The organism is Candidatus Uabimicrobium helgolandensis (genome assembly GCF_041508025.1).
GTDB lineage: Bacteria > Planctomycetota > Uabimicrobiia > Uabimicrobiales > Uabimicrobiaceae > Uabimicrobium > Uabimicrobium helgolandensis.
The window spans coordinates 6,309,514-6,330,450 of the sequence record NZ_CP165719.1; the positions used below are offsets into that span (position 1 = coordinate 6,309,514).

Genomic DNA, 20,937 nt, shown 5'->3' on the forward strand with positions numbered 1-20,937 from the left:
CTTTGCACTCGATGTAAATAGGTAAAATTTGAACGGTAACTTGAATAATTTCATCTTGGTTTACCCATATTGTAAGTTTCTAGCACCACAAAGCAATCATTTCGCTTTTTCTCGTTTTTTTCCTTTTTAATATGATAGAAAAGGTGCCAAACTGACAAATACCAAAAAGAATTGTGGAAAAGGAGTCAAACTTAATAGATTTAGATTTATTGGTTTGGAAAAAGAATTGCGAAAAAGGTGACAAATACCAGAAAGAATTGCTAGTACCTGCTGGATGAATAGATTTTCGTAAAGAGTAACCACATAATCCAGCTTTGTAATCAGTAAGAGCAATAATTTTTTGGCGAACAGTACCAAGAATTAGAAATGTAACGAAATAACTATTTGCGTTTGACGAAGAACGACATTCCAATCTGACACCATTTTTGGTTGGTACTAGTCCGTAAACAACAAAATATGCTTAATATTACCTTTTAAATTCATATGTTTATTGTCATTTGTTTTTAAGAAACAGAAAGTATAGATAGCATTTAGTTTTTCCTTCTTCAGCAAGGTTTCAACTAAAAAAGCCAATTGTTCAACAGAGCACTCTCTTTTTACATAAAAATCTATCTGAGGAGATTTACTAATTTGAATTATGTTAGAGATATCAACATTATTTATCCTACCTGGTTCACCGTGCATGACTCTAATAGCTCTAGCAATATTGGACAAAACGCGATCAATAAGTATCTCATGAATATCTGGTCCTAACTTGGTACATTCGATTCTGTTTACCTTTAATCCCTCTTCGTAAGTGGAATAAAATCGATGAACCGTATAGTACTTAGTTAAGTACAATTTAATTTTTTTACTTTGTTCGCCATTTTGAAATTTAAGTTCTTTGTCAACAGCCCAGCTAACACTTCCTAGGTGAAGAAGTTGGTATTTTTCCTCTAAAGATGGAACGATCTTAAATTCCTTAGGAATTAAGTCTCTCTCTATTTCTTGCGAACAAATAGCTGGACTTGATAACAAAAATAACCAACAAACGATTAAAACAAGATTTCGAATTAACATTTCTTTCTCCAATAAAACTCCATAGTTATTAGATTCATTTTACTAAGTGACCCGCCAAAAGTAATTACCCATCGGCATTTTGCTCTTTTATTTCCTAGCTTTGTTGCTCCTTAGTACGCAGCTATAGCTGCGCGCCTTCGTCTCGCCGCACTAGAAAATAAAAGCCCTGCATTCAATGGGTAACTACTTTTGTCAGGCCATTTACATTTCTTTGGTATTGTAACTTATTCTTTACTATGTTCAAGTTTTAAATGGTTCTGTCAAAACTCAGCTTTAAATAATGACATTCCAGTCTGACACAAATATCCTAACGTGTAGCTATATTCGTGTCAGACTAGTTTTTTTTAAAATTAGGGCGTGTTTGTAAACTCCTTTTCAACCTCTAACAAAATAAAAATTAGTTCGCAAACACACTCTAGTTTCTAGGTTGTTACAAATCAATTATTCGTTACAAAATCTAATATTTCAATAGAATCTTCTTCATCTGCTCTGTCTGTATCCCAATCAATAAAAACAGATTTTGGAAATCCATACTTTGCATCATATTTTACATCAATTTTGTCAGCTTTTTCTTTTATAGCTTTCGCGACTAAAGCAAAAGTCACATCTACAGTATTAATCTGTGGTGTTGGAGCTTTTCCATATTTATCATCAAATTTAGAATCGGTAAAAGTAACTTTGACCACTTTGCCTTTTTTAACACTAACTCTCTTAGGAAGCGCATATTTTTCAAATGGCATTTCCATATAATTTCGATGGAATGTAAACTGGTAATTTTGTATTTTTTGCTGCTTCCAAAGTAACAAATTCTTTGAAAGTACTCCTTCTACGTTTACTTCAGTTACTGTGGTTGGAGTAAAATCTAATATTTCAATAGAATCTTCTTCATCTGCTCTATCTGTCTCCCAATCAATAAAAACAGATTTTGGAAATCCATACTTTGCATCGTATTTTACATCAATTTTGTCAGCTTTTTCTTTTATAGCTTTCGCGACTAAAGCAAAAACTGCATCCAACGTATTTACACTTGGCACCGGAGCTTTCCCATACTTGGCATCGAATTTAGAATCGGTAAAAGTAACTTTGACTACTTTATCTTGCTCAACATTGATTCTTTTAGGAAGAGCGTATTTTTCAAATGGCATTTCCATATAATTTCGATGGAATGTAAACTGATAGTTTTGTACTTTATGTTGCTTCCACTTTAAAAATTGTGTTGTGACCTTATTTACTTGTTCGTTGTTTGATTGAGCACTTACAGAATGGAAAACTAAAACTACTAAAATGCACAAAATAACTAAATTTTTCACGATTCTCTCCTAAATTTTTCCTTTTACATGACTTTTGGTCTAACAGTATGTTAGTAGGTTGATTGTAAATGAAAGTTCCTAAAATTTTTTATTTTTGATTGTTATATGCGGTTCTCAATCAGATTATTTTGATGTACGACACCTTCAGCTGAGTCTAGAGTCCGTTGCATAAGAATATTGAGAAATAAAGGGTGAAAGAAGAAAAAGGTAGAAAAAATGTGCTAAAAAAGGAAAATAGCCATAACTCCAAAACTAAAATAAAGGTTATGGCTATGATAAAATTAGAAAATCAAGATGGCAAATTTAGGTTAGTAACAAAGAATTTTGTACAGAGTGGTTGAAAGATACCAATGAAAACAGAGAAAAAGCCAAAAAACACTTCTAAGTTTGAGAAAGTATTGGGGAGATTTCTTTAGAAAAGAGGAATTACAGGAAGTACTAAGAATTAAAGAAGAAGAGCGAGTTGTTAAAAAAGCTGTTATCAAAAAGGGTCAAGGTCATTTAATTCTTTTTTTGTTGATTTTTCAAGAAATGCATAAGGTACTTATTTTACTTGCTATAGAGCTAATAATAGCAAAAATCTCTTTTTGAAATTTAAGATAAATTGAAGACAAATAAAAAATCTCAATTATAAGCTGCTACCTTCGTAACATCGAAGAAAAAAAATGAATGTAAGTTATCAAGAAAAAAAGAATTAAATGACCGTGAAGAGCAGGAGGTTGTAGAGTTTGAAAATAACAAATTTAGAGTAATAGGAAAAAATTTTCGCAGCAAGTGGGTAACAGATACAAGGTAATGCTAAGGTACATAGAAGATAAGAAAGGGCAAAGTTTATTTTCACTGTATAAACTTTGTAAACTTATCTTTTTCGACCTATAAATTTGTTACAATAACGATAAAAAGTCGATGGTTATTATTTTGTAGGGAGAATTTGATGCAAAAGTATATTTTTCTAACTTTTATCATTATGAGTACAATATGCGCTGAATGGCAAGCTATTCGTGAAGCAGCACCGGCTGGTGAACAAATAAAGGTAAGAGTTCTTACAGCAACTTTGAATGAGATGAAAATAGAAATATCGGTAGGTGGTTATTATCAACAGGAAGTTACCGCGAATCAAGTTTCTTGTGCACAAGTTACCATTCCTGGTAGTTCAGTATTGATGGAAAAAGGCTATCCACTTGTTCCCAAACTAGGTAAACTGATTTGTATTCCTGATAATTGCGAGGTGTCACTAGAAGTATTGTCAAAAATAGAGGTTGAAAAAGATCTTAGTGCTCCTATTCTCCCATCAAAAGGACATCTTACAAGAGATGTAAATCCCAAGGACATTGCATTTCAATTTGCCTCGATTTATCAGCATGACGCCTATTGGCCATCACAACAATTCTCAACTGGCAAAAAATTTATTTTTCGTGATGTTCATGGAGTACGCATGCGTATTCTGCCTGTTCAATTCAATCATGTACAGAAAAAAATGAAAATTTTGCAACGTGCAATTATATTACTAAAGTTTGCTGTAAAAAAAGGTTATAAACTTCAACAACCCAAGATAAATACAGGCAAAGTATACCACAAAATTTATGAAAATTCGTTTTTGGGGTATGACAAAATGGTGCAGAGTTCTATTCGCGAAGGTCGTAAACTGTTAGTCGTAACTCCACAGCAATATCAACAAACTATTGCCGCATGGGTCAATTGGAAACAAAAATCAGGTTACGAAGTAATGATTCACACTACCTCTGATCGCGATAGATCTTTCGAAATAAAGGATGACTTAAAAGACTTGTATGATAATCCATCTACGCGTTTTGATTACGTTGTTTTAATTGGTGATGCTAGCGATAGTGGCTATTACGAAAATTGCCAGCCAATGCCTACATTTGAAGGAGAATACGAAGGCGCTGCTGCTGATCGCATATATGTCCGTTTGAAGGGGTACGACAACTATCCTGAGGCATGCATTTCGAGAATTTCGGGCAATACGGCTGACGAAATTAAAGTGCAACTCGAAAAAATTATCCATTACGAACAAACGCCACCTAATGGTAAATGGCCACAGCAAGGTATTTGCGTTGCTAGCGATGAAGGTCTCTTTAAAGATTGGCAACGAGCTGAATGGTTACAAAATGGTGGAAGCAAGTCCCAAAACGTTCCTATTGAAAAAGGTGGATTGTTGGCAAATGGTTTTACTTCCTTTGCCGATGTTTATGATCCTGGCGCAGCTCCTTTTCAAGTAGCTCAGGCTGTTAATGGTGGCAGCAGCATTATTTGCTATATTGGTCATGGAACTTCTACTAGTTGGGTAAGCTCTGGTTTTAATAATAATGATATCTATCAATTGCTAAATAATAAAACCTATCCGGTCATTTGGAGTGTTGCATGTGTTAATGGTAAATTTGCTAATTTTAACGAATGCTTTGCCGAAGCGTGGTTGCGAAAAAAAAATGGTGGTGCAGTTGCTATTGAAGCTGCTTCCACTAACGAATCATGGGCACCACCGTGCGATAAACAAGCTGCCACTATTAACTCGATTATTAACAATACCGCTACCACATTCGGAGCGCAAGAATTGACAGGGTGTCTCAAAGCGATGGAAATATGGGGCGATGACAACGATTCTGAAGGCAATAAAATGGCAGAGCAATGTAACCTCTTTGGTGATTGCACATTGATGACGCGCTATGGAAAACAAACGCGTTTGCAGACAGAGATTGCCTATGAAGCAGGCAATACTATTTTTCACCTTTCTTCTGCAAAACGCAACATACAAAATGCAACTGTAACCGTATATTCCAACGATTTTAGCTATCATGTTAGCTACGATACAACTGTGGATGGAAGAGTTATCATTCCTAATCATAGTAACCAACCCCTGTTTTACACTGTTGTGGCTCCTAATAGCATACCCATTATAGATCAAAGACTAAAATAAAGAATCTCTATCACAAGAAATTCGCAATATAAAGAATGATTCAATAGAGGATTCCAAGTTAAGTTAGAATCCTCTAAAAAAATATAGAAATAAACTTTAAAAAATAGAGCTACACAGGTCAACAAGTCCGAAAAACCCTCATTATCTCTAAACTAGAGAAGACTCACATGTAAAGGATAAGGTTATGTACGCAACAGAAAAACCTCTTTCTTGGAAAGAAATTCAAGGACAACAGATACTAGTAGTAGGTTTAGGTGGCGGCGCAGATATTATTTCTGCCTATGCTGTTGCAAAAGCAATAGAGTCTCCTGAATGTAAAATTGTATACGGCAACACCAAAAGAGTAGCTGAAAGTGATTTAACCCAGATCACAGAGCATATATTCGAAGTGGGAAAAAGCTTGTCTGTACCTAATGATCTATCTGATGCTTTCGGTACCACAAAAGTAGATCGCATAGTTCCTCGATGCCAAGGATGTCCATTAATTTTTAAACTATTAGAGGATAAAAAACCACTATTAGCCGATGAAATCAAAAAATACAACTTTGATCGTATAATTGGTGTGGATACCGGAGGCGATATTTTACAGACGAAAAAAGAGGGAGAAAAGCGCGGACTTGATCACCACATGTTAGAGGTCCTTTTAGCAACAGAGATACCAGTTTCACTTGTTGTTGTTGGGTTAGGTTCTGATGGCGAAACATCACGAGATGATTTACAAAAAATCATTGAAAACAGCGAGGGAAATGGTTCTTTACAAGGAAAACTAGATTTCGCTCCTATCAAACAATACCTTGAACAATTTCGCGAGCAACTACCGGAATATCGCACAACTAATTTAATTCTCCAAGCCAACGATTGTTCCGAAACAGAAATGTTAGTTCCCCGCGATTTGCGTCCGATGATTCCAACTTCATGGCTGCTATCAGCTCTACTATTTGACCCGAAAAAATTCTAATACACACCGCATCTTATCTCAAAGGGATAGTAACAGTATCCATCTAAATTTATAAATTTGATTGGAGAAGAGGGTTTATAGAATTTTTTTGTTTGGAATATTGTTTTTTTCCTTTGTCGTCTATGCGGATTTCGATTTACAAGAAGCTATCTCTAAAAATAAAATTGAGGCGATTTGCAATCATTTTGCCAATATGGGTAACAGCGAAAAATTAGAGCAAATAGATCCTGATAGCGAATAAAACCGACTCTTTTTTAGAAATAAAATACGACCGACTTGGTTCTTCGCCCTAAGAAAAAATGAGGTGACAGGAATCGAGCCATAACCTAAGGATTTGGGATCCGCCGTTCTGCCTGATTGAGCTACGTCCTTTTAAGTGAGTCGCAAAAAGTTTTTGAGCACGCAGCGTGCTCTTAAAAACTTTTTGCGACTTGCTTAAAAGCACGCGGCAGGATTCGAACCTGCGAATATGTGATTTGAAATCACACCCCTTCAGCCACTTGGGTACACCTGCTTGTGACGGAGAGAACGGGATTTGAACCCGTGAATCCAATATGGAAGTGGTTCCTTAAAAAGGCTGCACCGCTTTTGGCCACTCAGCCACCTCTCCTAGATAATGGTAGGGGAGGCGGGACTTGAACCCACTACCTACGGTTTCGTAGACCGTCGCTCTATCCAAATGAGCTACTCCCCTGTATTTATAGAGCAGGTGGTAGGATTCGAACCTACGATCATGTGGTTTGCAATCACAGCCCTTAAGCCACTTGGGTACACCTGCTTATATGGTAGGGGAGGAGGGACTTGAACCCACAGCCTACGGTTTCGAAGACCGTCGCTCTATCCGGTTGAGCTACTCCCCTGTAATATTGGAGGAGAGGGCGGGATTCGAACCCGCGGTTCCTTTCGGAACAATGGTTTTCAAAACCATTGCCTTAAGCCACTCGGCCACCTCTCCTTTTTTACAGGGGCGGCAGGAATCGAACCCACAACCCACGGATTTGGAATCCGTTGCTCTGCCTGATTGAGCTACACCCCTTTGTTTTTTACTTCGTTTGTCTTACGTATGAATAATACAGGTAGAACTAGGATTTGTCATGTAATAACATAAGATATTGTCCAAAAACACCTTATAGGACCGACATTCTTTGAGACTTTGTTTTTCTTCGATTAGATTATTACGTTGATTAAAATTTAGCGAAAAAAAATTCAAATCAACTGAGATTTCAGATGTTATTCGTAAGTAATCGTCCAAAACGGCCAATTACGTTTCACTTTGTTGAAAAGTGTTTTCTGGATTCTTCGCTCTAATCGCAACATTTATTTGTAATCGTTATTTGAGACATAGTATCTAATAAAGATAGACTGTCCACTTGTATATATCGATCGGACAATTTCTTTTAATTCTTTATTTAAAACCTATTTCAAGAGTAATAAATCAAAAAAAACACAAATAAAAAACATAATGATTTCGTTTTGCTTTTATATTGACGTCACAATAAAAAAGATGATATTCTTATAAATCGATTTAAGACATAACGATATTTAAATTTTATTTTGATCACAAAAGTTGCTTAAAAATTTTCTATTCGAATGTGTTATCAATTAATAACAAACTCTTTAAAGCTTAATTATTAGCCTTAACCGTTAGCGTTATGATTATCTTAATCACGAATTTTCAAACAACTTTTTAATTGATCACGCGCCCTAATTCTTTTTTTAGGAATACATCATGAAAAACGACATAAAAGACTTCTGTTGGGCTGGAATTGTGGGTTTTATTTTGTTTATGCTTGGTAAAAGTATGTCGAAAAATGAACTCGCAAGTATTGCAAAATGGATGTGTATTTTTATTGCAGCAACTTATATTTGTTACTACATACTCAAACACAAAAAAATACTTAACCCCATCGCGAAATTAAACTGTATTTTCTTCCCTCTTCTAGTTCCTATCATGTGGCTACATGCTGTATTTTTCCATGTACCGAATAATTGGGCTGTTATGAAAAAATATGGCTTTTTTGGATTTTGGTTTCGTCCTAATAGAGATTTTGATTTTGATTTGGTGCATCTTAAATTACTCATTCCTATTATTCTAGCAACGATTTTTATTACAATAGCCATTACAAAAAATTATGCTAAAACATTTTCCAACACACGAGCTGGATTTGCTATGGTGTACTGGTTTTTTGCAGCGATTATTTTACGTCATATCGTTCACGTTATAAATGATGGTATGGTATTTCGCTATGCCATGAGGGAAATAGGTCTTTGTATTACTCTTGGAGCGCCATTAACCTGGGCAGCTATGAGTAACACAGTGAGAACATTTACTAAACAACACGCGTCAGGAAGTTTATTACAATTGATAATTCTCAACTGCTTCGTTGTTATCTCTCAACTCATTATACTTATGATATTCGCTTATCCTGAATTCGCAAAACGCGCAGCAATATCTAATTATAGTTATGTCATGATAGTAATAACTATTGTGCTTATATTTTCTGCTACATTAGGATTAGCAAAAAATCAACTTTACGGATTATACCTAGGTTATATCACAATAATCGTGATGTTAGTCAGTGCGGTTATTAGCATTTTCAATGGAGATGTTTCCGTTGGTCAGTCAATTATTTGCTTTGTATACTTACTTTTCTTTTACACAACATTGATTTTTGCAAAAGGGACTTTCAATCAGCAGATTAAAAATAGTAAAGCTTTTTGAACTACCAGTACAAATTCACAAAAATAAGACTGTGTATTGTGATCAAAAAATTAAAAAACTTTACTTATATCTCTCATAAGTTAACTTTTCTTACGGAATTGCAATACTACAAGTTGGATAATTTGCCAAAAGAAATAGGTAATTTAGCATCTCTTACAATACTTCATATTGAAAATTCGGAGTTTGTAGAAATACCTAAAGATTATTATCCATTTCGATGAAGAATTGCATTCTATTCTTGGCGAATTATGCCTATAATAGGCATATTGTTATATACAAATTATCTGCACAAGAAATTATTCATAGTTTAAAACAGCAAATTATTCCAAATGAGCAAAACAACCTAAAAGAATAAGTTACAATAAACTAAGTGACCGCCAAAAGTATTTACCCATTGGCATTTTGTTCTTTAATTTTCTAGCTTTGTTACTCCTCTTTTACGCAGCTACGGCTGCGCGCCTTCGTCGCGCCGCGCTATAAAAATAAAGCCCTGCATTCAACGGGTAACTACTTTTGTCAAGTCACTTAACAAGGACTAGCACTCCATAAAGTTAATTGTGAATCTTTTAGCTTGGATTTTCGTTTTGAACATTGTTGCTCCTATGTTTCGTAACTACTATAATATGCACCTAGTTCAAAAAATGAAATACACGGTACTAAAAGATTTATTAAAAATGGTTTTCGCTTCTTGAAGATTCTATCTTTGGAATCCTTCGGGTATGAGCGTTATTTTTATTTTAGATTTTTTAACTTGAATAGGAACGGTAGTATGTCATGAAATTAGTGCAAATTGTTAGCGCTTTGTTAGAACAACAAAAACACTGTCAATTTTTGCTTGCTATACTACAGTGGGACGCTTTTCACGGTGATAGTAAACGTTGGCGAGAGATAACAAGTAAGTTTTTTTATCACATTGATCATAAGACAATTTATCAAAAACAAGCTGCATTTTATTTACATTACATTTCACAAAATAACCGCATCAGTATCTCCCATATACAACAACAAAAAAACAAAGTCTGCAAAAATCTACTACAAACAGAAAATCCAGTTACCAAAGAGAATATCAAAAGTCATGTTGTGCAAAATATCAAATTCCTCGGTTTTCAAGGATTGAATAATTTGTATAAACAACGAACACTATCGAAACATCTTGATGATTCGTTATTTGCTGTTTCAACTTTGGAAAGTATTCTTAAGTGTTTTTCTGTAAATGAAAATCAGCTTCTCGAATGTGTTTACAAAGGAATTTTACATATCGAATATCGTTACTCAACGGTAATATTTGATTATAATGAAGTTTGCGATTTACTAGAATTTCGTTGTGAAAGTCAACAATTTGTAAAAATGGTTTCTCCTAGCGCAGAGATTTTGGAGCTTGTGAACAGTGGCAAAGTAACTGCGGCCTATCGCAATAAAAATATTTATATGTTGAAACCTGATTTAAATACTTACTATCCTGAAACTATAAATTTTACTTCAAATGTTCTACCTAATAGAGATATATCGATATCTTTTATTCAAAGCATAAAGGTAGCAGCAGTTCAAAAATCATTAGGTCTAAAAATAATACTTTCTTCACAGTATTATTCTTTCGAAAAAGTCTTAAAAGAACTACAGATGGAAGAAGATGAACTGAAAAGACTTGTTTCGGAAGGCGAAATTAGAGCTTTTCGCGATGAAGACAAAATGAAGTTCAAAAAGTCTGACATTGATGGCCTCAAAAAAGGAAGAATGACCGAACCAACAATTATTCTTCCATCTGGAGAGCCCGATGATTCTTCGGAAGACAGCGAAGTACTTTTAGTAGAAGAGGATACTTCTGAAACCTTACTCGATATAGATGATTTAGATGGTGGAGATTCTAGCTCTACTACAGTGCCAACAGTTGACTTTTCTTCTTCTGATTTTGATGATTCTTCATATCCGTCAGAAACAATTACAGAAGAGCTGACGTTTGAAGAAGATAGCGGTTCCTACGTTCTTGAGTCATCAGATGATGTTTTTATTGACTCATCAGGTGAACTTTTAGATGTCAGTAGTGATTCCAGTGGTAAAACTTTTATAGAATCAGACACTGAGCTACAAACAGAACCTTTAGACATGGATTCTGACATCATTGAAAGCGCTGATTTCGAAACAGATTTTGCCGACTCTGCAACTGGTGATGAGACCGTTCCTGTAGATGACGACTCATATGGTCTTATTGATGCTGACCAACCAGGTCCATTTGATACAACAGGTAGTTCACCGTTTGGTACGACGGGTAGTTCACCGTTTGATCCAGAACAATCAGATTCAGTAGAGAGTTCACCGTTTCATTCAGTAGGGAGTTCAGCGTTTGATCCAGGACAATCAGATTCGCCTGATTCAGCAGAGAGTTCACCCTTTGATCTAGCAGGGAGTTCACCGTTTGATCCAGGACAATCAGATCCATCATTTGATCCAGAACAACCAAATCCATTTGATATATTACAACCAAGTTCATTTGACACAGCATCCGAAGAAGGTGAACAAACAATCGATTTGTTTTCTCAAGATTCTCAATCATTAGATGCTTCACCAACAGGCGAAACAAGTGAATGGAGTTGGGAAAGTGATGAAGGCGCACTTGATACTGACGATATTTCTTCTTTTTTTAGTCCACCAGACGTAATGTCTGAGATAGAGCCTCCTAAAGATGTAACATTTGATCAGGAAAAAGCGAGTTTTAAGTCTAAGTCTGATAAAGAACGTTCTTCAAATTTGACTAAATCAAAATCGCAAAAAAAACAATATTTATCTCAAGGTAAAATCCGGTCAATCATTGGTATGCTTACTTTTGTACCAAAGGCAGTAGTTAGTATTTTTACTATCACACTTTTTTCTGTTGTTTCAACAACCATCTCGGCAATGACTCTAATTTTTCTAACACTACAAAAAATAACTACAAGCACTGTTAATATAGTAAAGAAGTTCTTACTATGGCTAAAAAGTAAAAGTATAAAAACGGTCGCAGGTATTGAAGTACCGCTGTTTGAATCTTTATTGAGCGAAGATGCAGGACAGCCAGGAATACTGGAAAGAACAATTGCCCAATCAAAAATTATTATCTCTGTACTCCAAATAACCATAGGTTTACAAATTATTGCTTTTATTAATTTATTTGATAATCTTTTGGAATTTGTAGCTGGGTACATTAATAACATTTATCGTACATGGAAGATTAGTAAAAGCGTAAAAAAACGTTTATCAAGGCGCGATAGCAAGAAACAAATTCAAGGAATTTATGATGAACTACAAATAATACGTTATCAAATTTCGAGACTGCTGTGCTTACCGCGTTTTTGTCCATACCAAGGGCAACAAAATTTGGATGAAGTGATGGCTCTTGAATTAGTTTTAGAAATTCGTTACCGATTAGATGAAATGAAGCGTGATTTATCGATCCTCACTGTAAAAGGTATGAAAAATACTGCAAAAAAAACAGTATGGGATTTTATAAAAAGTTTTATCCCAAATCCTACGGAGCTAGTAACTCCATGGAAAGATTTTTTCATTTTCATATTTTTTATGAAATATTCTAGACGCGATTTGTATGTGATGTACTCTGAAATACTAATGAGCTATGAGTATATCATCATAAACTTAGATCAAGAAGAGCAACTTCCTATGGAAGAGTACGAAAAAAATATGATAGCTCAAGTAGATAAAGTATATAAAAAGCAAGATATAGAAGTGCATATAGAGGAATGTAGTTTACAAATCCAACGTATTATTCAAATGCTAACGAATGCACACAAAATAATCGAAGTGCGCCACTTTGATTTAGAAAGTTTATGGTTAGAATGTAAATCAAATAACAACGGAGATTATCACCTAGCAACGCGTTTTACTCTTGAATGGGAAAAAAGAGTAAACAATTATGTCGAAACCCATATAAAACGCAAAACAAAGTGGCACAAGTACGAAAAAATGTTATTTAATAGAAGATATAATTTACAAAAGAAATTAGCTGCGAAATTTATATAGTTTGACTTTATCCGCTATTGTTTCCAAACCAATCAGGGCATTTTATTAATTGAGTTTTTTGATTTTCCTAACTCATACACCAAAGTATCATATTGAGACGCTCGTCGCTCGGAATACCATCTTAAAATAAAGTTGAGTAAATATCATTGAAAGTATAAGTATGAAAATCAAGAAGTCGCTATAGTAGAAAAGGAAATAAAACATTGCGACACACCTTAAGTTGAAGCGTTTAAAAGACATATAGAGCAATACTGTTTTTCATGACTGTGTTTTTTATTTGAATGAAAATATGGAATATGTACTTGAAAATTTATGATTGTAGTTTTCGAACTAATGTTAAATTTAAAATGACAACAAGTTACAATTTTCAAAATTGTGGATTTAGTAACGATTAGCAAAGGGTTTTGGTTGGCAGAAACAGCGTGTACTCAGGAATTGTGGCAAGCAGTGATCGGAGATAACCCAAGTTATTTTAAGGGGAAGAGGTTTCCAGTAGAAATGGTAAGTTGGGATGATTGCAAGGCGTTTACTGAGAAACTAAACGAGCAAATGAAAGAATGGCAATGTTGCCTGCCGACGGAAGCGCAGTGGGAATATGCATGTCGTGCAGGAACAACAACAGCGTTTAGTTTTGGTGACAGGATTGCTAAAGATCAAGTAAACTATGATGAAATAAGACAGTAGAAATAAAATCGCTACCACGCAACAATTGGGGACTATATGAGATGCATGGCAATATATATGAGTGGTGTAGTGATTGGTATGGCGAATATGATATTTCGATAACAGTAGATCCTGTTGGCCCTAATGATGGTTCTTACCGCGTCATACGTGGTGGTAGCTGGTTCCTCTCATCCAGGGACGTGCGCTCTGCGTGCCGCAATTGGATCGAGCCCGACAATCGCGCCCACATCATTGGTTTTCGGTTTTGCCTGAGGTCACAATAGAGAGCGGAGCTCTGCAAGAGAAATGTATAGGATACGGTGGAACCGTCGACAAGACATTTCGAAGATGAATGAATATAAAAATGCAATTTTGTGAATGAATTTTGGAGTTTGTGATGAAAAAACGTGTAAAAGGCAAATCGTTAAAGGAAATACAGCCCAATACAATGTATATGGGTTGCACGTTTTATTTAGATTGTGTCGATGGCGAAGACTTTGCGGGAACAGAGTTTGACAACTGCTCTTTTCGTGGAAGTTTTTGCGATTGGGGCCGAGATGAATGTGGCTTGTGGATGGGTTTTACTTATAAAGATGTGCATCAAGTAATGAGGTGGATCAGGCCAGGAACGTTTATGATGGGTTCCCCAGAAACAGAAGAAGGTAGATTCGAAGATGAAGTTCAGCACCAAGTAACGATTAGTAAAGGGTTTTGGTTGGCAGAAACAGTGTGTAGTCAAGAATTGTGGGAAGCAGTGATTGGGAATAACCCAAGTTACTTTAAGGGGAAAAAGTTTCCGGTGGAAATGGTAAGTTGGGATGATTGCAAGACGTTTACTGAGAAACTAAATGAGCAAATGAAAGAATGGCAATGTTATTTGCCAACGGAAGCGCAGTGGGAATATGCATGTCGTGCAGGAACAACAACAGCGTTTAGTTTTGGTGACAGGATTACTAAAGATCAAGTAAACTATGATGAAAATAAGACAGTAGAAATAAAATCGCTACCACGCAACAATTGGGGACTATATGAGATGCATGGCAATATAGGTGAGTGGTGTAGTGATTGGTATGGCGAATACGATATTTCCATAACAATAGATTCTATTGGCCTTAATGATGGCACTAACCGTGTCATACGCGGTGGTTGTTGGGTCGACCCGTCCGTGTACGTGCGCTCTGCGTGGCGCCGCAGGTACGAGCCCGTCAGTCACTACCACTCTGTTGGCTTTCGTTTTTGTCTGAGGCCACAGTAGAGAGCGGAGCTATACATTTCGAAGATGAATAGGAACTACTTCTACACCTTCTGGCATCGTATCTTGAAGAGTGCGGAACAGCGATGCTCCTCCTCCGACATATGGGAAGCAAAATACGCGTAATTTCGGTTTTGTTAGAGGTAGGTGATAGTGGATTTTTTTTGTGATTGGTATTTGCAAGAATCCACCTTTGCGTAAATCTTCTACGCATTTTTTTACTGTTGTTATAATTTGCTGGGTATCTTCTTTTGTATGAGCTGTGGATAGAAAACATACACGCCCTTCCCATATATAAACGCCGTGATAGTTCATATGATGGAAGAACAAGTCAACATCAAAAGGAATGAAAAACCCTTTGGCTTCGCGTGGTACAAAGCGAAATATAGATGCACAGCTCACTACTTTAATCGGAACATTGTTCTCTTCTAGATAGGCGTTTAGCTCTGACACTAATTCATTTTTTGCTTTAACCATTTTAGGAAGAAAGATTTTCTTTTTCAATTACCTTTATATACTATATTTCTACTCACTCAGAACCTTAACTGAATGACATTCGAGCCTGACACGGATATTCAACGTGTACTTGTAACAGCGGACAAAGATTTCTTTGAAATTGCCTCCGACTTTCACAATCGCGAAGAATAATTTTGCGGCATTGTTTACTATAGACCTCTTGATATTACCATTAGAAATATGATTGAAGATTTGCAACTCATTGCACAATTATCAGACCCTGAAGAACTATGTAACTTGATTACTTTTCTGCCTATAAGACATTAACGAGTTCTTGGTTATTGCCAAGAGCTATGCTAAATATAAGACTTACACCTGATTTGTAGATTCTAAGCATAAACCGTAAGAGAAAGAGAAAGGAGAAAAAAATATATTACATTAATGAACGAGAAGATGATGTAAAAAGGATTACTTCAAAGCAACCAAGTAACATATGGTTTAATATTTGGTTTTGAGTCTTTCATTAACGAAATCATTACCAAATATACATCTCACAAATACTACAAAAATCGCAAGATTCATCCTCTTGATTCCAAAACTTATTGCTTAGAAAACTCAGGACTTAAATTCAAAATTATACTTTAAACTTAAACGAAGCTAGAATAAATCCAATGACAGACAAAGTCTGCCTACATTCAAAAAATGCGCATTTTTTTGCACAATTTTTCTTTTCAAATATGCATCTTTTTACAAATCAAAAACACTCAATTCTAATTTTCTTAGTTATATATTCAATTGCCATAGATTTTTCTTTTTAGTTTTGGTTTGTTTCTAAGCGAGTCTGGCATTATTAGTCGCGAATAGGTTATATTAGGGAATTACTAGTGCCCCCCACCCGTTGAATTCGACACCTACATCTTCGGCTAGCTTATAGTTTTCTATCGATTCATCAACAATCAATGACAGATCAAGAACAAGCTGCCTGGCGAGCACGATCTGGCCAGATGTGGTATTCATTTTGCCAACCGGTTCATATCCGCGTTGTTGAAGGATATTAGCGATGCGCTTTAATCCGCCACTTGTACCCATAAACACAAATTCAAGAGAGTGTTCTTTGTCTGGATCGCTGCCATTATCGACCAATGAATCAACAACACTGCGATCTGACATAAAAAGCTGATCTTCGGTTCGAGGATAGATGTATTCGTCAAAGAAGCACCAACCTTCGTGCTCAGAAACATCGATATCATAGTTCTCGTTCTGCATGATCCATAGGCCAACAGGTGGGCGGAACAAATTCCAATCATGAAGTTGGAACACGATTTCTCGTAGCCCATCGTATGTTAGACGCCCAACAAGACGGCAACGCACACAATGTTCTTGAAGGAGAGCCACAAGCGCATCTTCCATCTCCCAGAGTAGTTCACTTTCTGGAGAGACCGGACCACCCGTATTATTTGGCTCGCGAATGGAGATTATAATACGAGCACACAATTGCAAATCTTTCGGGGGGTCTTCACGGATAACAGCTTCGTCGAACGAGATAAACATCGCGACGCCGTCCCGTTCGGCAGGATAGGTGTTCCATTCGTCAGAAACGATTTGCAGCTTTTTCTTGCGCTTTTTTTGGCGTTTTTTCATAAATAGATTACTCCATATTATACAGAATTATGTTTGGCGATATTGGTGACAGTCCTAAAGTCGAGCAAGAAACGAAACTCAAGTTCCCCACTTAGGGCATTCATGTCTGGCACGAATGTCCGTGTCAACAGTCTTTGTATAAGTTGATAAATCGGATGTCTGGAGACGAATTAGTACTTCTTTGTCTGGGGCATTCATGTCTGGCACGAATGTCCCAATTAACTAAGTCCTTCTCCTAGTCCAAAAAGCATTGGTTCTGAAAATTTTAATCCCATCTGATTTAAAAGGCTACCTGTTCCTGTTGTTTCACAATGATGCCCGATAAATGGTTCAAAGTTTAAAATGATTATGATCTCTCCATTGTAAGATTTACCTAGACATTGTTACAGTGCAAATATATAGGAGGTATTGAAGTAAACAAGTTAAGTAGGATAAAATTTTGCGATGCTCCCTTATCAGATAACGGCAAAGTATCAGTACCCGATAAGTTTTTTATTTTTAATGTACCAGCTACAAAATTTCAAAGGGATATCTTCATAAAGATCAATAAGTACACAGTACTTTATTGACTCCCATATTATAAATATATCTTTAAAATTTGTAGAGGACAATTATGGAAAAAAAATTAATCTTTATGGTGTTTTTTCTCAGTTTAATTTGTGCTGAGGGTTTTCGCCCTTTAACGTTAGAACAAGCGCAAGTTTTTGCGCGACAAAACAATAAAAACATTGTTGTTTACTTCGATCAAGAGAACTCGAATCCTTGTCGTTTAATGAAGCAATTAACGTTTAAAAACGACCAGGTACAAAAATGGTTAAATAATAATCTCTCTTTGAAATTAGTGAAAAGTAAGGCTGCTCACACCATCGAAAAATTTAACATAATGGTATTTCCCACGATTTTAATTCTCGATAAAAATGAGAAAGTTTTACAACGAATAGAAGGTTACATTCCAGCGAAAAATCTATTAGAAATTGCTAATGCAAAGGTCCCTAGGTTAGATTTAACAATAAAAGGGCACCACATGGCTTATTTGAGTAAGCGTACACAAGCAACGATTACGATAGAAAATGGGCATGTTCCTCTTGAATTTGGTGTATTGAGAATTGAGGCACCTAATAAATTGCAAATACTCTCTGGAGAAGGCAACCCTTATATATCAAAAAACACAGCGTCTATCAACGTAGGTGTTTTAAAACCTAAGGAAAAGAGAGAGTACAAGATAACATTTATTTCTAAGCATCCAGGAAAATATTGTTTGAAAGTACTGTTTAAGAGTCGTCAAATTGAAAAAAGAGCGGAACATTGTACAACTTGGCGTGGTTTTCCGGCACTACTTATTGAAATGATTGATACTGTAGATCCACTTCTCATTGGCGAAGAAACAACACTTATTGTTGAAATTTCAAACTGAGGGACCTATTTAGATAAAAATGTGGTAATTGAGTTAGATTTCTCAGAAGAAATAACTCCACTGGAAATCGTGCGCAGTGATTCGTTAGGAAAAATCGAAGGTAAAAAGGTATTTTTCAACCCAACAGATCTTCATCCTAAAGAAAAAAAGATTTTTCATATTAAAGCGCGCGCTATAAAGCGAGGAGACAGCCGTATAAAAGCATTTATGCGTTCTTATACAATATGGAAAAGACCTGTGGTAGAAGAAGAATCTACCCACGTTTACTAAATTACCACTCAAGTGACCCGGTGGGTCACTTGTAACCAAGATTTATCTCTTTATCTCCAACATAGAATCTTTAGAAGGAGAGAGGATTGTCCTAAAAAGATTTAGCCTGCTATTGCAAGCAGACAGCTTCAAGAATAAGCGATTATGAAAATGGAAATATTATGCCTAGATACGATGTTATTCGCATGATTTGTAACGCATTAGAGGTCGTAGTAGATGAAATATATCCTCAACTACAAGAACTGGATAAACATGTAGATAACATTCGGCAAATAAAATGCACACTTCAATCGAATAAGAAAATCTAGATTGACATCACAGGTTAGAATTTTGGTTTAAGAAGGGAAATGATGTCACATGTTTTCCGCGAAATTTAGATGTAAAACTTAATAAAACCTTGTAGAAATAAGCGCAAAGCGAACATCTATAGTCTTTTCAACAAATCATACCCGAATACATTCAGAACCTAGTCGGTTAACCTATTGATAACATTGCACAAAACGACATTGCCAATAGGCTAAGCTACCTATAGGTTTAAGATTGACGATTAAGAGCTACAGATGTGTCTATGTCATAGAGTTTAATAATTTGTCCAGGAACAATTTTCAAGATAGCATTGAATAATTTAGCAACACTTATTTTGTGGTGAAAACGTATTAAACCATATTGTTCTAAAATTATCTTTTCGCGAGCTTGTTCTTTTTGAGTATCGTAAGATTGATGACAATCATAACCATTTTCTTCTAGACATAACGAAAATACTGGAATAAAGTAGTCAACATAATAGCGATACTGCCCTATAGGATAATTGGTACGCAATTCAAAACCTGAAAAAACGTCACGTAGTATTTCGCGCCATTCTATTTCATTTCGACTATCCATTTTTGCAAAAGTCCCTAACTCACCAAACATTCTTCTTTTCAAAGCAATAGTTACTTCAGTATCCATTCCAAAAACTACTTTTACTACATCTTGAAGTTCATAGCCATTCATGCGTGAAGCCCTGCAACCTATTTGTTGAATAGCTCTACGATCTAGCTTAATCGGTTTAATTTGATAGCTATGCTTGCTGAGAAAGCTGTTAAGTGTGCTTTGTGGTACTCTGAGAAAATTAACTAAGTCTTTTTTGGTCGCAACATTAGGTAGTGAACTTTTAAATCCTGATTCTTGAAGATAATGCAAGGCGTTTTGGTAATTCGAATCTGCACGTTCTACTAAAGCTTTATGAGGTTTGTAACGACACGCATCAAAGATAATTTGCTCTAAAGCAGTATCAGCCATCGCATCCCTGAGAGTTGCACAATGTAAACCAATATGGAGCTGATTTTTACGTAATTTACAATGAAGATATGCTTGAGAGTATGCTCTTGCGATTGTGTTTATAAACTGAGCATTGCAAATATGTATGCTTGAGCCTTTATGTGGACAATTTGCAATGACTTTTGCAAAAGTTTGAGTACACTCAAATCCTTTAGGAATAAAAGGTTTTAACTCTTTAGGCCATGAGTTTGAGTACGCTCGTTGTAAAACAGAAAATGTAGAAAAACCTAATAACTTTGCTGCCCCACGCTCACTAATACATGGTGTTCCATCTGAAAGAACATAACCATCTATTTCCACGCCAAGCATTTTTATTCTACCAAAATAATTAGCTGTGATTATTTTTACCTCCTTTGAAAGGTATCTTTGGTTGTGGTGAGGCAGGTTGGCCAAAGTATCCAACTTTTCAAAAAGGGAGCGACCCTTATTCTAGCCTCATATTCATTATAACTATAGTGCTATTTCAATCAATGTCTTTTTTGGAAGGCATCTAAAAGGTGGCATACTCAACATTCTTGTGAAGATTTACTATTTGCTATTTTCATCGTTGTTATCTAAACATCGTAACGAATATAAGATTCTTATTTTACAGGGCATTCGAACTGAACGACCTTAAGCTTAACTGAATGGCATTCGAGTCTGGCATTGAATTAACTCCATTACAAAAAGCCTTTGTCACAAATCTCGTTTTTCTATTAATGCGGAATATTTTATTTTTTGTTGTAGCTCTTGCCAGCCCTACTCCATGCTTTACGCCGTTTGCTGCCTCCATATTGATAAGGTGTTTTTTCAATTGGTGTATTTAAAAGAGTGGAGAGATATGCTAAAATATTTTCAATAACAATTCTACAAGTCTTTAGCTCCCCAAACTAAAGTTCTAAACCTTAAGGAAGCATCTTCGGAGTTCTAATTAACAGTTGTAATCC

At 35.7% G+C, this 20,937-nt stretch carries 18 protein-coding genes, 6 tRNA genes and 1 pseudogene; 12 read left to right on the forward strand and 13 right to left on the reverse strand.

The window, feature by feature from the left end:
• Positions 1 to 79 precede the first annotated feature (79 nt).
• The 3 genes from UABHE_RS23470 to UABHE_RS23480 form a co-directional block, all read right to left on the reverse strand.
• Positions 80 to 412: a hypothetical protein gene (locus UABHE_RS23470; RefSeq protein ID WP_372365729.1), complete on the reverse strand. Its 333-nt coding sequence runs from the start codon at positions 410 to 412 to the stop codon at positions 80 to 82.
• Between the two features lie 23 nt (positions 413 to 435).
• On the reverse strand, positions 436 to 1,059 hold the full coding sequence (locus UABHE_RS23475; protein ID WP_372365730.1) for a hypothetical protein: 624 nt from the start codon (positions 1,057 to 1,059) through the stop codon (positions 436 to 438).
• 437 nt (positions 1,060 to 1,496) lie between these two features.
• The gene (locus tag UABHE_RS23480; RefSeq protein ID WP_372365732.1) at positions 1,497 to 2,369 is read right to left on the reverse strand and encodes a DUF6174 domain-containing protein; all 873 of its coding nucleotides are present in this window, start codon (positions 2,367 to 2,369) and stop codon (positions 1,497 to 1,499) included.
• A gap of 191 nt (positions 2,370 to 2,560) precedes the next feature.
• Between UABHE_RS23480 and UABHE_RS23485 the strand changes: the two genes are divergently transcribed.
• The 4 genes from UABHE_RS23485 to UABHE_RS23500 all read left to right on the forward strand — a co-directional run bounded on the left by UABHE_RS23485 (position 2,561) and on the right by UABHE_RS23500 (position 6,503).
• On the forward strand, positions 2,561 to 2,710 hold the full coding sequence (locus UABHE_RS23485) for a hypothetical protein (protein ID WP_372365733.1): 150 nt from the start codon (positions 2,561 to 2,563) through the stop codon (positions 2,708 to 2,710).
• Positions 2,711 to 3,303: 593 nt separating this feature from the next.
• Positions 3,304 to 5,304: a C25 family cysteine peptidase gene (locus tag UABHE_RS23490; protein ID WP_372365734.1), complete on the forward strand. Its 2,001-nt coding sequence runs from the start codon at positions 3,304 to 3,306 to the stop codon at positions 5,302 to 5,304.
• A gap of 184 nt (positions 5,305 to 5,488) precedes the next feature.
• The gene (locus UABHE_RS23495) at positions 5,489 to 6,262 is read left to right on the forward strand and encodes a DUF1152 domain-containing protein (protein ID WP_372365735.1); all 774 of its coding nucleotides are present in this window, start codon (positions 5,489 to 5,491) and stop codon (positions 6,260 to 6,262) included.
• Between the two features lie 88 nt (positions 6,263 to 6,350).
• Positions 6,351 to 6,503, forward strand: coding sequence for a hypothetical protein (locus UABHE_RS23500; RefSeq protein ID WP_372365736.1), 153 nt, complete (start codon positions 6,351 to 6,353; stop codon positions 6,501 to 6,503).
• A 279-nt stretch (positions 6,504 to 6,782) separates the two neighbouring features.
• Here the strand turns inward: UABHE_RS23500 and UABHE_RS23505 are convergent.
• The 6 genes from UABHE_RS23505 to UABHE_RS23530 form a co-directional block, all read right to left on the reverse strand.
• Positions 6,783 to 6,872, reverse strand: a tRNA-Lys gene (locus tag UABHE_RS23505).
• A 7-nt stretch (positions 6,873 to 6,879) separates the two neighbouring features.
• A tRNA-Arg gene (locus UABHE_RS23510) sits at positions 6,880 to 6,956 on the reverse strand.
• A gap of 10 nt (positions 6,957 to 6,966) precedes the next feature.
• Positions 6,967 to 7,040: transfer RNA gene (locus UABHE_RS23515), tRNA-Cys, on the reverse strand.
• Between the two features lie 5 nt (positions 7,041 to 7,045).
• A tRNA-Arg gene (locus tag UABHE_RS23520) sits at positions 7,046 to 7,122 on the reverse strand.
• A 7-nt stretch (positions 7,123 to 7,129) separates the two neighbouring features.
• Positions 7,130 to 7,217, reverse strand: a tRNA-Ser gene (locus UABHE_RS23525).
• A 7-nt stretch (positions 7,218 to 7,224) separates the two neighbouring features.
• Positions 7,225 to 7,298: transfer RNA gene (locus tag UABHE_RS23530), tRNA-Trp, on the reverse strand.
• A 693-nt stretch (positions 7,299 to 7,991) separates the two neighbouring features.
• On the opposite strand from UABHE_RS23530, the gene UABHE_RS23535 reads away from it, so the two are divergent.
• The 5 genes from UABHE_RS23535 (at position 7,992) to UABHE_RS23555 (ending at position 14,913) form a co-directional block, all read left to right on the forward strand.
• Positions 7,992 to 8,984: a hypothetical protein gene (locus UABHE_RS23535; RefSeq protein WP_372365737.1), complete on the forward strand. Its 993-nt coding sequence runs from the start codon at positions 7,992 to 7,994 to the stop codon at positions 8,982 to 8,984.
• 774 nt (positions 8,985 to 9,758) lie between these two features.
• Entirely contained in the window at positions 9,759 to 12,995 is a 3,237-nt protein-coding gene (locus tag UABHE_RS23540) for a hypothetical protein (protein WP_372365738.1), read from the forward strand.
• A gap of 408 nt (positions 12,996 to 13,403) precedes the next feature.
• On the forward strand, positions 13,404 to 13,679 hold the full coding sequence (locus UABHE_RS23545; protein ID WP_372365739.1) for a formylglycine-generating enzyme family protein: 276 nt from the start codon (positions 13,404 to 13,406) through the stop codon (positions 13,677 to 13,679).
• A 41-nt stretch (positions 13,680 to 13,720) separates the two neighbouring features.
• On the forward strand, positions 13,721 to 13,942 hold the full coding sequence (locus tag UABHE_RS23550) for a formylglycine-generating enzyme family protein (protein ID WP_372365740.1): 222 nt from the start codon (positions 13,721 to 13,723) through the stop codon (positions 13,940 to 13,942).
• 113 nt (positions 13,943 to 14,055) lie between these two features.
• On the forward strand, positions 14,056 to 14,913 hold the full coding sequence (locus UABHE_RS23555) for a formylglycine-generating enzyme family protein (RefSeq protein WP_372365741.1): 858 nt from the start codon (positions 14,056 to 14,058) through the stop codon (positions 14,911 to 14,913).
• A 9-nt stretch (positions 14,914 to 14,922) separates the two neighbouring features.
• On the opposite strand, the gene UABHE_RS23560 is transcribed toward UABHE_RS23555, so the two are convergent.
• The 3 genes and pseudogenes from UABHE_RS23560 to UABHE_RS23570 all read right to left on the reverse strand — a co-directional run.
• Positions 14,923 to 15,414, reverse strand: coding sequence for a hypothetical protein (locus UABHE_RS23560; RefSeq protein ID WP_372365743.1), 492 nt, complete (start codon positions 15,412 to 15,414; stop codon positions 14,923 to 14,925).
• A gap of 822 nt (positions 15,415 to 16,236) precedes the next feature.
• Complete coding sequence (locus UABHE_RS23565; RefSeq protein ID WP_372365744.1) at positions 16,237 to 17,007, reverse strand: DUF695 domain-containing protein; 771 nt, start codon at positions 17,005 to 17,007, stop codon at positions 16,237 to 16,239.
• A 221-nt stretch (positions 17,008 to 17,228) separates the two neighbouring features.
• Positions 17,229 to 17,354, reverse strand: a pseudogene (locus UABHE_RS23570) (BtrH N-terminal domain-containing protein); the annotation flags it as partial.
• Positions 17,355 to 17,620: 266 nt separating this feature from the next.
• Here UABHE_RS23570 and UABHE_RS23575 point away from each other — a divergent pair.
• The 3 genes from UABHE_RS23575 (at position 17,621) to UABHE_RS23585 (ending at position 18,999) form a co-directional block, all read left to right on the forward strand.
• Positions 17,621 to 18,421, forward strand: a complete 801-nt coding sequence (locus UABHE_RS23575) for a thioredoxin family protein (RefSeq protein ID WP_372365745.1) — start codon at positions 17,621 to 17,623, stop codon at positions 18,419 to 18,421.
• Positions 18,422 to 18,442: 21 nt separating this feature from the next.
• A complete protein-coding gene (locus UABHE_RS23580; RefSeq protein WP_372365747.1) occupies positions 18,443 to 18,691 on the forward strand; it encodes a hypothetical protein in 249 nt (82 codons plus the stop codon).
• 161 nt (positions 18,692 to 18,852) lie between these two features.
• Positions 18,853 to 18,999, forward strand: a complete 147-nt coding sequence (locus UABHE_RS23585; RefSeq protein WP_372365748.1) for a hypothetical protein — start codon at positions 18,853 to 18,855, stop codon at positions 18,997 to 18,999.
• A gap of 226 nt (positions 19,000 to 19,225) precedes the next feature.
• On the opposite strand, the gene UABHE_RS23590 is transcribed toward UABHE_RS23585, so the two are convergent.
• Positions 19,226 to 20,320, reverse strand: a complete 1,095-nt coding sequence (locus UABHE_RS23590; RefSeq protein WP_372365750.1) for a hypothetical protein — start codon at positions 20,318 to 20,320, stop codon at positions 19,226 to 19,228.
• Positions 20,321 to 20,937 lie beyond the last annotated feature (617 nt).